We start from the raw sequence: 14576 nt of genomic DNA on the forward strand, positions 1-14576 counted from the left end.
AACCATTAATGAACATTTTGTGATTGTAGCCACGGTTTAAACCGTGGGCTACAGATGATGCCAATCATTTAACCATTTCAACGTTTTTTTTTTGCGTTGCATTAAGAATTTTGCGGAACAGCACTCATATCCATGTAGCTAATTTCCCACATGTGGCCATCTAAATCTTCGAAACCATGACCGTACATAAAACCGTGGTCTTGTGCCGGCATTAGCGCTTTACCTCCTGCTTCTATGGCCAAACGAACATATTGGTCTACTTCTTCCCTACTTTCCGCAGAAATACAAATCAAAACTTCCGTACTTTCTTTAGCATTTGAAATAGGCTTTGGTGTAAACTTTTGAAAAAACTCTTCCCTTAACAACATGACCATAATGTTCTCAGAAACAATCATACAAGTTGCATTTTCATCGGTAAATTGTTGGTTAAAAGTGAAGCCTAGGTGCGTATAAAATTTTATCGCAACGTTTAAATCCTTAACAGGAATATTTACAAAAATTTGCTTAGCCATTGGTTTTATATTTTAAAAGTTGATGATAAGTAAGATAAGAAATGAGCAATAAGCTAAAAGTTACAAGTGGAGCAAAAGACATGGCAACTACACCGTCTACCGCCAAATGCCCAATCATTGCTGAAATATACTTGATACCGCAGCCTACGTAAGCCCATTCTTTAATGCGTTTGCCAATAAAAGGCACTATCAAAATTAAACCTCCAATGAAATGACCAATGCCTATTTCCATAGCCAGCCACGTTGGAATGCCCAAGTGTTCTGTACCTTGTTTAGCTTCGGGGCTATCCATAAAGAAAACCCCTGGTAATATAAAAAGCGCCAATAAACCTGTAGAAACCCAGTAAGCTACTTTGATAGATTTTTTAGGTTGATTATTGAGCGTTCTTTCCATCTTGTGCTTCGTTAAAACTTACCATCCACTGAATTTTAAATTTATCTTCCAGCATTCCGTAATAATCGCCCCAAAATTGGTCTTGCATAGGCATTTGCACAGTTCCACCTTCGCTTAAAGCATTAAAAATTCTATCTGCATCTGCTCTGCTATCTACACTTAAACATAGCGAAACGTTGGTTCCTGCCACTACTGGCGGCATGTTCGATGGCACATCGCTAGCCATCAGCATTGTTTGTCCAACAGGAAGTGAAATATGAGCAAGTCCATTCGCATCATTTTCTGGAATGCCTTCGCCAACACAGCCTTCGCCATCCGCAGCGTCTTGTGGCATTTCGTTAAAGCGCATCACGAAAGGAAAATCGCCGCCAAAAATAGATTTGTAAAAATTGAAAACCTCTTCGGTATTACCGTTAAAGTTTAAATAAGGATTAATTACCATAGTTTTTATATTTTGATTTGATAAATGTTTAAGGCAAATTTAGTTGTCAGTTTTAGTTTTTTAGATTGCTGAACAGGTCAATATTAAGGTGTTTTTAGGACAAATTTTTGAATGGGTTTCCAGTTCCAGTTTCTACGTAAAGTTTAAGACTATGGGTAAATTGCTGCCAACCGTTGCTGCAAATATCATAACACTCAACAGCTTCGTTTAAGCCGATGTGTTCCAACTGCAATAAAGTTGTTTCTCCTTCTTCTTTTAGTTCCCAAGCTATGGTTGTGCCAACCCATTCTGTCTTATTTTTTAGCTCGGGAATATCAATTAAGGATGCTTTGACGTACCAAACCACTTTTGCATTCGGCACTAACTCTGCGATTTGCATGGTTTTGTAAACGCTGTCGCCGAAGCGCACTGTAAATTCAGCACCTTCTTTATTCGCAGCACCTTCAAACATTTCGGTCCACCAATTGTGAATTTTTTGGGTTAGTGCGGTGAATACTTTGCTCGCATCAGCTTTAAGTGTTATTGTTGATTTGTAGTTTTCCATCTAAATAATTTTAACAATCATTGATTTTAGTGCTCCGTTACTTACCTGATAAAAATTTTTCGATCATAGGTACAATTAAGTTATGATCATCGAAATTCTCTTTAATAGTCGTTATTTCTCCAATATATTCGCCGTGTCCACCAGGAATAATTGCAAGTTGGGAATTTGAAATTTGCCTGTGAAGTTCAACAGCGTGTTCTGGAGTAATCACATCTTTATCTCCTATAATTATTAAAGTTGGAACATTAATAGCTTTGATTTTTTCATTTGGAATGTCTTTAAAATTCACCATTCGCTTTGCATCTCTATCATGCATCACCTGCAAACCATCAGCATTACTTGCAACTTTTAGGTATCCTTCCTTAAGCTGAGCAGGCATATTTTCTAGTTTAGCCTGAGCCATAAAACCCCAGAACCAATCGGGAACTCCACTTCGTTTTGCCAATGCAGAACCTAAAATCAATTTATCTACTATTTCTGGATGTCGGATGGCGATTTGTAGTGCTGTAGTTCCGCCGTTGCTAAAGCCAAGAAAATCGGCTTTTTCAATTTTTAGAACTTCAAGCAATGCTGCAACATCATCGGCATCTTGCTCAAACGAAAGGTCTGCATCGCGATCGCTGGTTCTTCCATGAGCTTGCAATTCTACCGCAATCACTTGTCTATTTTTGGCGATTAAGGGTATCAATTTTTCAAAATTTGTTTGGATAGTAGAGCCGCCGCCATGAATTAAAACCAATGGCTTCCCTTGTCCATAAATCTCGTAATACATCTTGAGACCGTTAACATTAGCATAACCGCTTTTCATTGTCATTTTTTTAGTAATAATTTCTGTTTTATAACCTGATACCTTCTTACCGTGATTGCAAGCTGTAAAAACTGAAATTACAAGCAAAGCACCTATTAATTCCATACACAAGTTATGACGTAATTTATCTAATATCTGCCATTTCATTTAATTGATGGGTATGTCTTTGCGTATGATAAATTAAAAAGCTAATCAACTCTTGTCGGGTTAAAAAACCCATATAAGGCATCTCGAAATCTAGACAGGTTGCAGTCAAATCCAAATCTGGCAAAATAGCTGTAACCGATTTTCCGATGGCATCTAATTGCGCTAGTAAAGCCTGCTGGCTATAAGTTTGGTCTGCAGGCTCAATAAAATCTGGTGATGTCATTTTGGCTTCGAAATCTAAAAAGATTGCTTTTAACTGCGCTACTCTTTCATCGGCTTTGCCTGAGGTTCGCTTCGTATTGCCAAGCAATAATTTATCGAAATTGGAACCCGCCAACACTAAATGTTGTGCAACCATTGCAGGCGACCAATTGCTTCCCTCCGGTTTTTGATTGAAATTGCTTTCATTAAAGCGCTCAATGGCTTTTTCTAGCTCAGAAAAAGTACTCTTCAAATTTTCTGATAAAATTGTGTTGTTTTCCATAGCTTACATGTATTTCATTGCTTCATAACCTAACAATCTGCGCCAAAGTGCAATCTGTCCAATACAGTTTGCCTCGCGATAGGTATTAAAACTCACCATTTCGAACAGTGGAAAACTCATTTGTTCTACCTCGAAATCGATAACCTTATCCAGTTCCTCATCGCTAACGTTCACTAGCTTTTCTCTTAAAACAGGTGATATTTTATCCCATTCAGCTTCATAAGTTTTTAGGGTTGGATAAGCCACATCTTTAATTCCCTGATGGTACTTGAACAATTCATCGGCACTTGATTTTAAATCTACACCTAACAAATTAGCAAGTTCAAACCGCTCTTGCAACAAACTACCAGCTAACCAATTAATGTGATTTGCCTTTGTATCTAAACGTTTAAGCGCATCTTCATCATTAATTCCGTCTAATACACTGTGGTAAAAGGTGGTTTGCATATCGTACAACACCAAAAACCCATACATTCTATTACTATTTGGTTTAATATCCATAACATTCAAATTTTATAGCACTAATTTACAGGCTTTTCGCTTACCTTCACACTCTCATTAATGTCAAAGTTTGGGTGCATTCGAGACATTTAGTATTTTAGTGAAACGGTTTAAATTCAAATATTTTTTGATTTGTCAGTCTGAGCTTCCCGAATGGTCGGGACAAGTCGTCGAAGACTACTTTTAAGAGATGTTTCGACAAGCTCAACATGACACCTGTGCCTTATGAAAAAGGGATTTAAATAGCTTCTAGTTTAACCAAAATATAAACATGAAAAAAATAGGAATATTGCTGAGCAAGGGATATAGATTGCTGAGCGTTGCGGCAGTTTTAGATGTGTTTCAAACCGTAAATAAATTCTCTTTGGCCGATGGCATTGACGCACCTTTTGACATCCATTTGCTTGCCAGCGATGAAACTATTGCAGAAACCAAAGAGGCATTAGGTTATCCATTGTTATCGCTAAAAGATGCTCCGGTAATGCAAATTATTTTGATACCTGCTTTTTCGTCAGAAGATATGCGGGCTTCTTTAGGGGCAAATATGAACTGTATTCCGCATTTAGTGGCGCAATACCAAAAGGGTGCTTGTTTGGGCAGTTTTTGCACTGGCGCATTTTTATTAGGTGCCAGCGGCTTACTGAACGGCAAAATTGCAACTACCCATGTTGATGCCAGCAACGGTTTTGCACAAGCTTTTCCGGAAGTAAAGTTAAAAGCAGACAAAACAGTTACGCAAGATGGCAGATTGTACACCAGCGGCGGCGCAACTTCTTCGTTTCATTTGTTGCTGCATTTAATACACGAGTATTGCGGCAAGGAAATGTCCGTACGTATTGCGAAGGTTTTTGCTATTGATATGGACCGAGAAAGCCAGTCGTATTTTGGTACATTCCAACCGTCGAAAGACCACACGGATGAGTTAGTGGCTATTGCTCAAAACAAAATTGAACAGAATTACCAAGATGCGGCAACCATTGAAGAACTGATTAAAGATATTCCATCGAGCCGCAGAAATATTGTGCGCAGGTTTAAGCAAATTACGGGCATCACTCCTATCGAATATTTACAGCAAACCAGAATTGAAGCTGCGAAAAAACTGTTGGAGAAAACCAGTCAGCAAATGAACGAGATTATTTACAGCTCCGGTTACAACGACCCGAAAGCGTTTAGAAAGGTGTTTAAAAAGAGTGTAGGAATGACGCCTACGCAGTACAGGGAGAAATTTCACGTAAGGTAAGAATTTCATTGCCGTTGGTTTAAACCAACGGCAATGAAAGTTATTTCAAAGTTTCCTTAATTTCACCACAATCCAACATACTTTCTCCGTAATATGGGTTTTTAACTTCCTTTTTACTGCTTAACCATGAAGCACCTTTATCATTCAATGCCATCGGGCAATATTCTACATAAACTTCTCCAGATTGTAAACCAATGGCTTTCACTTTAGCAATCATTTCATTACTTAAGTTAGAAAACAATGTTCTTTGCACTTCAATGTCTGAAGCAGCAGTAATTTTCGCAGCGAAATCAGCCATTTTTTCACCTTCTTTTAATGCTTTTGCACCTAATTCTAAAGCCATACTAGCTTCTTTAGCAGTAGCCAAATCAGAATTGATTAATGCATTGCTCAATAAAAGGTATTGCTGATACACGGCATTGAGTTTATCACTTTTCAGAGAAACGTTGTTTAAAGTTTCTACTGCTACCTTTTCTTGAACAACAGCTTCTTTTTTCTCTCCTGTTTTTTGATTGCAAGCAACGAAGATTGTTGCTATTGCTATTAATAAGTTGATGTTTTTTTTCATTGTTTTATTTAAAATTAAAGACTTACGAAGTTTTAAAAACTTCGTAAGTCTAGCCCACTATCTACCCTAACGGATGCTTCCCTCTCTTCAACACATACTCACTATACAACAAGTAAGCTCCTGTAACTACGACCTCATCGCCTGTGGCAATACCCGAAGTGATGTTAACAAAGTTTCCATTTGCTTTGCCAATACTCACCGACATTGGTTCGAAGCTATCCTTTCCAGTTTTAATCCACACGTGCTGACCTTTACCATCACGAATTACGGCATCCACAGGTAAATTCATTCCTTCGACAACTCCCTGCGATGCCAACATTACCTTTACCTGCAAACCTGGCTGCCATTGCCCATTAGGGTTAGCGATGCTCCCTCTAATTTGTGTCAGTTGTGTGCCTTCTTGTAACGATGGATTAATGAAATCTACCTTCATTGTTTGCGCTTGGTCTTCCCATCCATACACCACCACTTTTAAAGTTTGACCTTGCTTTATCTTCTTCATTTCATTTGGATAAACATCCGCCTCTACCCATAATTTTCCGTAACCTTCCAATCGCATAATCGGACTACCTTCCGCAACGTACTGGCCTTGAGTTATGCTTAATTCGGCAATAGTTCCACCTTGTGTAGCGAATACCGTTACATACGGATTTTTCTGCTGCTTTTTGCTCAGCTTTTGTAACTGGCCTTCCGTTTGTCCGTATAATATTAATTTCTGCTTAGCTGATGAAACCAATTGCTGCTCCAATTTATCACCTGCAAATTGCTTTTGTTGTGCCAAAGCCATCAAATATTCTTGCTGTAAGGTTGCCAATTGTTCTGAGTACAGTTTGTACAAAGGCTGTCCTTTACTAATCGCTACACCTGTTTCTTTAACAAACAATTCCTCTACCCTACCTGCTACTTTTGCGGAGATGTAATTGCTTTGTTGTGGGTCTATCACCAATCTACCATTCAAAACACTTTGGTTCGAGATGCCTTCACCATTTCCTTCATCGCCAATACGAATAGTTTTGATGTTGGCTAATAACTGTCGCTGTGCATCAAGCTTGAGGCTTTTATCATCGCTATTTTTTTCGAATGGCACCAAATCCATCGCACAAATTGGGCAAGTACCCATTTCATGCTTAATTACCTGTGGATGCATAGGGCACGTGAAGGTTTGCTGTTTCGCCTCAGTGGATTTTTCTTCAGTTTTTTGCTCGCCGCTACATCCTATTCCAACAATCACGCTAATAAGGAATAAAATGGAGATGATATGTTTAATTCTTTTCATTTATATTTATTTTGGCCACAGATGCACAGATATTTTCTCTTGATAATTAAAAATTATCTGTGCATTTGTGGCTAATTACCTTTAGCTCTAATAAAGCTTTCACTATCCACCAAGTAAGCCGCATTTTTAGCAAATTCCATATTAGCGATATCCTCTTTCACTTGTACCAACCCATTCATTCGCAAACCAGTATTTAAATTCATGCTCACAAACACGCCATTTTCTTTCTTAAACGCCATATTTTGTGCACCAATGTTCACTATTGCACTTTCTGGCAGCCAATAACTTTGAGGCACCAACACGGGGATTTTCGCCGTTAAAATCTCCCCTGCTTTAAACTTACGTTTACTCAAGTAAACTCTTGCTACAGTGAAATTCTCTCCTGCTTTAATCATCGGTTGTATTAATCCAATGGTTGATGTTTGAAAACTATCTTCCTTATCAGCAGTCTTGTAAAAAGCCATTTTGCTTCCCTTCTTAACCAAAGCACCCAATCTAGGTTTCAACGCAAATTCTGCCAATAATTGGTCGGCTTTGTAAATGGTGAAGATGCTTTGCCCTGCGTTTACATACTGGCCTTCCCTTAACATTACTGGCAAATTATTTACTTGAGAAGTTGGCGTTGCTATAGGTGTAGCACTACTTCCGCCTCCACTCATTCCCGACATACCGTCACCACCATTTTCAGTAGTTGGCGCACTCATAGCATTAGCATTGTTTGCTAATTGCTTCTCCAAAATATAACCGTCTGCCGGACTATAAACCGGAATACGATAGTTCACTTTCTTACTTTGCAACACATGCTGGATGGTTTGGCTGCTCATGCCTAACAACAGCAATCGTTGTTTAGCCTGTGCCAACAAACGCTCATCGCCAGCACTTTGCGACAGATAAATCAGCTCCTGTTGTGCCGCAGCTAAATCAGGCGCATAAATTTCAAACAGCAATCGTCCTTTTTTTACAGGCTGATAATTGTATTTGATGTACAGCTTTTCCAAACGTCCGCCAACTCTACTGGCTACACTTGTTTCGCTACGGGTATCATAATTTACCATTCCTTGCACCTCAGCAGTGAAGATTTTGGTTTCGTAACTCGCTTTAACTACAGCTGCTTTTGCCACTACCTGCTCATTCGATGGGGCAATCAAAGCTTTTAACTTAGCATCTACTTCTACCTTTCCAATATCGTGGTGGTCTTTTTTTGGTTTGGTTTGGCAAGATGCGAGGAAAACTATAATCAACAATAGGAATATATGCTTTACGGCTTCCTTCCCCTGCCCCCTCAAAGAGGGGGATATGCAAGTTGCCATATGCGCTCCGCGTCTCCCTTTGGAGGGAGAATTAAAGAGGGAGGAATTATTTGTCTTTTCTATCCCTTTACAGTTCCCGCGGTCGCGGGAATGACGATTGCTGCTATTCTCTCCCCTTTGGGGAGAGATGCCCAACGGGCAGAGAGGGGCTTTACCTATACAATTCCTTTTCATAATCCGCAATCATTAAGTAAAGTTTCAATTTCTCATCTAACACATTGTTTTGCATCATATTCAAGGCTTCCCACGAAGCAATAACTTCTGGTAATTGCAGCTTATTTTCGCGATAGCCCAAGACATTCACATCCAATGTTTTTTGTAGTGTTGGAACGATTTTTTGCTCCATCGCAGCAATCTGTTGTTGCATTGTTTTTATCTGATACTGCATTCCGTACAACATTCCTTGCGTTTCCTGCAACATCGCCGCTTTCTCCATTTGCATGGCTTCCACTTCGTACTGCATTCCTTTCACTTCCGATTTGTACATTTTCGAAGCCCACGGTGCAATAGGAATACTCACCATCCCCATTACACTAAAAGCTTTCGGCATTCCGCTACCCAAAGGCGACATGTGGTCGAAACGAACCCTAAAATCTGGCTTATTTTGTCTCTTCATCGCATCGATATTCAAATTCATCGATTGGATATTGTAATCCATCTTGGCGATGTCTTTTCGAGCTAATGCCAAACTAGCTGTATCCAAAGTCGTTGCCGCTACAAATTGAGGAACGTAGCTGCTATCAATCCTAAATTCGGTATTGCCTTGTTGGTTCATCATGCTATTTAACCAAGCTTTTGCTTTGCCAATTTCTCCTTCTTGCATGCGTTTCATGTTTTCCGTTTCTTCCAGCTTTGCCGAAGTTTGATAAACACTGCCCAATTTCGATTGATTGAAAGGATACCTGATTTCCTCAATCTTCTTCATGGTTTGCATAATTTGGGTGCTTTTCTCCAATACTTTCAACTTCTGCTGCGCAACCAACCAAGCATAGTAAAGCTTCTTCGCCTGTGTTTTAAAATCGTTCAAGGTCACTGCTCTAGTTGCCCTTTCTACATTGGCTTTAGAATTGATGAACTTCTTTTGCGCATTCAGCTTTCCATAGTTAGGGATATCCTGTTCTACCTGAAACATCAACGAACCTTTGTCTCTTCCATCCATAATCATTTGTCCCGGATAAGGCGTCATGAAAGTTCCTACACCAACCATTGGCGCCATCCAAGCCGTAGCAGCCTTTGCATTGTACTGGTAACTTTCTGCTTTTAGTCCGTAAGATTTAAGTTGTAAGTTGTTCTGGTCGATACGATTGAGGATGGTATCGAGAGAAAGGACTGGGGTTTGGGCTGTGGCTAGGAATGGAAATATTACTATAACGACAGCGAAGATTACTATGCGCATCTTACTAGACATAAAAGATTGCTTCGTCGTTCCTCCTCGCAATGACGGAGTGCGGATTTCCTCCCCCTGCCCCCTCAAAGAGGGGGATATGCAATCGCCAATAAGCGCCATGTGTCTCCCTTTGGAGGGAGAACCGTTAGCTCTACGAAGTAAATTAAAGAGGGAGGAATTACTTTCAATGTTACTACCCCTCTCTGCCCTTTGGGCATCTCTCCCCAAAAGGGCGAGAAACCTACTTAAATTAATGCTGTACATCGTGCACCTCCAATTTTCCGTATTTCTTCAATTCGTATTCTTTAGACATTAAAAAGATAAGTGGCGTAACCAATAAAATATGTGTCGATGAAGTTAAAACCCCACCAATCATAGGTAACACGATAGGCTGCATTACATCCACCCCAACACCAGTAGCCCATAATACAGGCACCAAACCAAACAAAGACACACAAACCGTCATCAGTTTTGGACGCAAACGTTTCGCTGCTCCGTAAATCACGTACTCCCGCAAATCATCGCGAGTAATCGTTTCTCTAGAATTTCCTTTGAGTTTGATTAACTGCTGCATCGCATCGTTCAAGTAAATCACCATCACAATACCCGTTTCTACAGCAATACCAAATAAAGCGATGAAACCAACAGCCACGCCTACAGAAAGGTTAACACCCCAGAAATAAATCATGTAAGCACCGCCAATTAATGCAAACGGAACGGTTATCAAACTTAAAAAAGCTTCTCTAATAGAATGGAAAGCAAAGTAAAGTGAGAAGAAAATAATCACCAATACCACAGGTGCAATCCACATCAAAGTTTGCTGACCTCTAATTAAATTCTCGTACTGACCGCTCCATTCTAAGAAATATCCTTCGGGTAAAATGCCATCCTCTTTATTCAACTGCTCCATGGCTTCTTTTACCGTGCTGCCCAAATCTCTATCTCTAACGTTAAACATTACCGCTCCACGTAAAATCGCATTGTCAGAACTAATCATCGGTGGACCATCCTCAAACTTCACATCAGCTACGCTAGATAAAGGGATTTCTCCAAAACTTGGCGATTGCAAAGGAATACGCTGGATTTGCTCCACGCTGTTACGGTACTCTTGCGCCAAACGCACACTAATCGAAAAACGCTGACGACCTTCAATCGTGTTGCCAATGTTTGCGCCACCTAAAGCCGTTTCTACCACTTGGTTTACATCGTCAATATTTAAACCGTAGCGAGCTAGTTCTTCTCTTTTGATATTTACCGCCAAATATTTTCCGCCAGTAATTGGTTCTACAAATAAATCGCTCACCCCAGCAGTGCCCTCCAAAGCCGCCTTTACTTTCTCCGAAACCGCAGCAATCGTATCTAAATTTTGCCCGAAAACTTTAATGCCCACATCGGTACGAATACCCGTAGCCAGCATATTGATACGGTTAATAATCGGTTGCGTCCATCCATTTACCACGCCCGGAATTTGCAGCTTCGCATCCAATTCGGTAATGATATCCTTCTTAGTAATCCCTTCACGCCATTCACTTTTAGGTTTCAGTGTAATGATGGTTTCAATCATACTAATCGGCGAATTATCCGTCGCCGTACTTGCCCTACCAGCCTTGCCCAACACCTTATCCACCTCCGGCACCGATTTGATGATTTTATCCTGCACTTGTAAAATCCTTTTCGCCTCTGCGTTAGACACATCTGGCAAGGTTACAGGCATAAACAAAATGCTTTGTTCATCCAATGGCGGGATAAATTCTGTACCTAAATTTTTCAATAAGGGAATGGTAATCAACAAAGCCACCACATTAATTGCGATGGTCGTTTTACGCCATTTCAGCACCTTTCTAATAATAGGTTCATACACTCTTTCCAAAAATCTATTCACCGGGTTAGCACTGTCTGGCTTAAATTTTCCCTTCATAAAAAAGGAAATCAGCACAGGTGCCAAAGTGATGACCAACAAGGCATCCACAATCATGATGAAAGTTTTGGTATACGCCAACGGATGGAATAATTTACCTTCCTGCCCAGTTAACATAAATACTGGCAAAAAAGAAGTGATGATAATTACCGTAGCAAAAAATACCCCTCTCGATACTTGCTTGCTCGATTTAGTGATAATTGCCAGTCGTTCTTCTTCGCTAATCCATTCAGGCTCTTTGCGAAATTTATTTTTCAACCAATTTTTCATGGTATTATTTTAGTTTATTATTCATTTTCGAAAAGCAGTTTCAGCTTCTTATCGGTTGCTGTAGTCCCGCTATCTGTTTCATCTTTTTGTCTCCTCCTCCCGTCATTTCGAACGCATGTGAGAAATCTAACAGTTAATTAGCAATTCGCTAGATTTCTCCTCGTTCCTCGTTCGAAATGACGCATCTATCCAAGGGTTCGCCAAGCTTTAGTCTTTGGTCTTTCAGCTTCTTACTCTTTCTTCCCTACCACCTGTTCATACCGTTCCGACAAATGTTTATACGCATTCTCGCTCATGATAATCCCATTATCCACAATTACACCAATAGCCAAGGCAATACCCGTTAACGACATGATATTCGAACTAATCCCAAACGCATTTAACAGAATAAAACTAGCCGCAATGGTAATTGGAATTTGAATAATGATACTCACCGCACTTCGCCAGTGGAACAAGAAAATAATCACGATTAACGAAACCACAATCATCTCTTCAATTAAAGTGTTCTTGATGCTATCTACCGACTCTTTAATCAGCTCACCACGGTCGTAAACAATATCGAACTTTACTCCTTTTGGCAAACCTTTCGCTACTTCAGTCATTTTAGCCTTTACCTTATCAATCACATCTGCAGCATTTTCGCCGTAGCGCATTACTACAATTCCACCTACTCGTTCGCCTTCGCCGTCTTGGTCAAAAATTCCTAAACGAGTTTCGCCAGTCATTTGTACGGTAGCCACATCCGCAATGCGAATAGGTGTACCATTTTGATTTTTAATAGGAATGTTAGCGATTTCGTCTATCGATTTTAAGTAGCCCGAAGTTTTGATGATGTAACCGATATCGCTCATTTCAAACTTCCGTCCACCAGCTTCGTTGTTGTTACTTCTGACCGATGAAATTACCTGAGGCACCGTCAGTTTGTAAAACAGCAGCTTATTCGGGTCTATCGCTATTTGATACTGCTTTTGGAAACCGCCAAAGGAAGCAATTTCACTTACGCCAGGCACTTGCTGCAAAGCAAACTTCACGTACCAATCTTGAATAGCACGTTGTTCTCCCAAATCTACATCTGGCGCATCTAAAGTATACCACAATACATGCCCAACACCCGTTCCGTCTGGACCAAGCTGTGGCGTAGCATCATCAGGCAGCGTTTTAGAAATCGTGCTAATTCGTTCCAACACCCGTTCTCTAGCCCAATACACATCTACATCATCCTCAAAAATAACATAGATAAAGCTCATCCCAAACATGGAAGAACCACGCACATATTTAATTTTAGGAATACCCTGTAAGTTCGTTACCAAGGGATAGGTTATTTGGTCCTCTATCAGCTGAGGCGAACGTCCCATCCACTCTGTGAACACAATTACTTGGTTTTCGGACAAGTCTGGAATAGCATCTATCGGATTTTTCTTTACCGCAAAAATGCCCCAAACAAATATCCCTATGGCCAACACCAACACGATAAATCGGTTGCGCATAGACCAATCAATAATCTGATGTACCATTTGAAAATTATTACCCTCTTTCTTTTCTTCTAAACATCATCGTCATTGCGAGGCACGAAGCAATCTTAAAGCAATTAACTCACAACGTCGTAAGATTGCTTCGTGCCTCGCAATGACGAAATTTGGTAGCTAGTGCGCTTTCTCTGTCTTACCTGTACGGTCGTATTTGCAGCAACCTGGCAACTTCGCGTATACTTCATCAGTAGTTTTTGCTTTATCGGTATCATGACCTAAAGCAGCTACTTTTTGATGGATTGCTTTTTCGTCTAATTTCTTTTTATCGTAGCTAACGGTCAAAAATTTTGTGGTTTTGTCCCACTCTGCTGATGTGATAGAAGAATCGCTTTTCAGACCTTTTTCGATACGGCTTTTACACATACCGCAGTTACCTAATACTTTAATTTTGTCAGTTTTTGTTTGTGCAAAAGCAGCAGTACCTAACATAGTGAATGCTACAATAGCAATCATTTTTAATGATTTCATAATTTTAAATTGTGTTGACAGCAAGAATTCCCGCAAAGCGGACCTTACCAGCAACGAGTTAAATAAATAAGATTTGGATTGTTTTTTTGGCTAAAAAGCCAGTTGGGATTATGCGTCACATCATTTCGAACGCATGTGAGAAATCTAACTCATTAATAAACTAACGAAAAGATTTCTCCTCCCGACGGTCGTCGAAATGACGGCACGCAGAAAAGAAAGAGGGTATTATATTCTGTAAGTACAGTTTTTGATAAAAATAGGGGTTCGTTGCCCTAATGGAGGCGCATTACTTCTAGCCTCTTGATAAATAACTTTGGCAACTGGCAGCAGATAACCTTCCAAAGGTTTTACCTGAGGAATTACAAAAACTGATTGCTCGAATTTAAAAATCTGTACGTTTGCTTTTTGAGCCTGATCTACCTTAGCTTGATGTTGCACATCTTTGCAACAAGATTTCTCGGAAGATTTCGTTTTATCCATGCCGCAGAAATCGCAAGCATGTTTTTCGCTATCGGTTAAACTCCAATCTACGAGTTCGCCCATGCAATAATGAAGATTCACTCCAGCTCCACTGGCCACTGCCAGATAGAAAAATGCCATAAGTGTTAAAAAGAATTTCTTCATTGCAAAACAAAGATGGAGAAAAAAAATGAAATGTGTTTTATATAATTTTTTGAGTTTGTTATATAATGATGGTTAATCGTAGAATCGGTTAATCGCTTTAAAAAGGTTAATCGGTTAACTGTTTGAATTGGTTAATCGACTTTGTAATACGGTT

At 39.8% G+C, this 14576-nt stretch carries 16 protein-coding genes; 1 reads left to right on the forward strand and 15 read right to left on the reverse strand.

Annotated features, from left to right (window positions below):
* Window positions 1–101 precede the first annotated feature (101 nt).
* From REI64_RS13500 to REI64_RS13530, 7 genes are all read right to left on the reverse strand, one after another.
* Window positions 102–512 carry a VOC family protein gene (locus REI64_RS13500; RefSeq protein WP_308850662.1) on the reverse strand — a complete coding sequence of 137 codons (411 nt, stop codon included), beginning with the start codon at window positions 510–512 and terminating at the stop codon, window positions 102–104.
* Window positions 505–906 carry a DoxX family protein gene (locus tag REI64_RS13505; protein WP_308850663.1) on the reverse strand — a complete coding sequence of 134 codons (402 nt, stop codon included), beginning with the start codon at window positions 904–906 and terminating at the stop codon, window positions 505–507. The genes REI64_RS13500 and REI64_RS13505 overlap by 8 nt, the downstream gene beginning before the upstream one ends.
* Window positions 887–1348, reverse strand: a complete 462-nt coding sequence (locus tag REI64_RS13510; protein WP_308850664.1) for a VOC family protein — start codon at window positions 1346–1348, stop codon at window positions 887–889. The genes REI64_RS13505 and REI64_RS13510 overlap by 20 nt, the downstream gene beginning before the upstream one ends.
* A 94-nt stretch (window positions 1349–1442) precedes the next feature.
* Window positions 1443–1892: an SRPBCC domain-containing protein gene (locus REI64_RS13515; protein WP_308850665.1), complete on the reverse strand. Its 450-nt coding sequence runs from the start codon at window positions 1890–1892 to the stop codon at window positions 1443–1445.
* A 37-nt stretch (window positions 1893–1929) separates the two neighbouring features.
* Window positions 1930–2847, reverse strand: a complete 918-nt coding sequence (locus tag REI64_RS13520; protein ID WP_308850666.1) for an alpha/beta hydrolase — start codon at window positions 2845–2847, stop codon at window positions 1930–1932.
* A complete protein-coding gene (locus REI64_RS13525) occupies window positions 2825–3331 on the reverse strand; it encodes a DinB family protein (RefSeq protein ID WP_308850667.1) in 507 nt (168 codons plus the stop codon). Before REI64_RS13525 ends, REI64_RS13520 begins: the two co-directional genes overlap by 23 nt.
* 3 nt (window positions 3332–3334) lie before the next feature.
* Window positions 3335–3832 carry a DinB family protein gene (locus tag REI64_RS13530; protein WP_308850668.1) on the reverse strand — a complete coding sequence of 166 codons (498 nt, stop codon included), beginning with the start codon at window positions 3830–3832 and terminating at the stop codon, window positions 3335–3337.
* A 271-nt stretch (window positions 3833–4103) separates the two neighbouring features.
* On the opposite strand from REI64_RS13530, the gene REI64_RS13535 reads away from it, so the two are divergent.
* Window positions 4104–5072 (forward strand): helix-turn-helix domain-containing protein, encoded by a 969-nt coding sequence (locus REI64_RS13535; RefSeq protein WP_308850669.1) that lies wholly within the window; start codon window positions 4104–4106, stop codon window positions 5070–5072.
* Between the two features lie 40 nt (window positions 5073–5112).
* Here REI64_RS13535 and REI64_RS13540 read toward each other — a convergent pair whose 3' ends face one another.
* The 8 genes from REI64_RS13540 to REI64_RS13575 form a co-directional block, all read right to left on the reverse strand.
* The gene (locus tag REI64_RS13540) at window positions 5113–5640 is read right to left on the reverse strand and encodes a DUF3347 domain-containing protein (RefSeq protein WP_308850671.1); all 528 of its coding nucleotides are present in this window, start codon (window positions 5638–5640) and stop codon (window positions 5113–5115) included.
* Window positions 5641–5701: 61 nt separating this feature from the next.
* Entirely contained in the window at window positions 5702–6916 is a 1215-nt protein-coding gene (locus REI64_RS13545) for an efflux RND transporter periplasmic adaptor subunit (RefSeq protein WP_308850672.1), read from the reverse strand.
* A 71-nt stretch (window positions 6917–6987) separates the two neighbouring features.
* Entirely contained in the window at window positions 6988–8157 is a 1170-nt protein-coding gene (locus REI64_RS13550) for an efflux RND transporter periplasmic adaptor subunit (RefSeq protein WP_308850673.1), read from the reverse strand.
* Window positions 8158–8377: 220 nt separating this feature from the next.
* On the reverse strand, window positions 8378–9622 hold the full coding sequence (locus tag REI64_RS13555; protein WP_308850674.1) for a TolC family protein: 1245 nt from the start codon (window positions 9620–9622) through the stop codon (window positions 8378–8380).
* 241 nt (window positions 9623–9863) lie between these two features.
* The gene (locus REI64_RS13560; protein WP_308850675.1) at window positions 9864–11801 is read right to left on the reverse strand and encodes an efflux RND transporter permease subunit; all 1938 of its coding nucleotides are present in this window, start codon (window positions 11799–11801) and stop codon (window positions 9864–9866) included.
* A gap of 230 nt (window positions 11802–12031) precedes the next feature.
* Window positions 12032–13315 (reverse strand): efflux RND transporter permease subunit, encoded by a 1284-nt coding sequence (locus REI64_RS13565; protein ID WP_308850676.1) that lies wholly within the window; start codon window positions 13313–13315, stop codon window positions 12032–12034.
* A 129-nt stretch (window positions 13316–13444) separates the two neighbouring features.
* A complete protein-coding gene (locus REI64_RS13570) occupies window positions 13445–13798 on the reverse strand; it encodes a cation transporter (RefSeq protein ID WP_308850677.1) in 354 nt (117 codons plus the stop codon).
* Window positions 13799–14023: 225 nt separating this feature from the next.
* Window positions 14024–14398: a hypothetical protein gene (locus REI64_RS13575; RefSeq protein ID WP_308850678.1), complete on the reverse strand. Its 375-nt coding sequence runs from the start codon at window positions 14396–14398 to the stop codon at window positions 14024–14026.
* Window positions 14399–14576 lie beyond the last annotated feature (178 nt).

The sequence above is a fragment of the Pedobacter sp. genome, assembly GCF_031119335.1.
Lineage (GTDB): Bacteria > Bacteroidota > Bacteroidia > Sphingobacteriales > Sphingobacteriaceae > Pedobacter.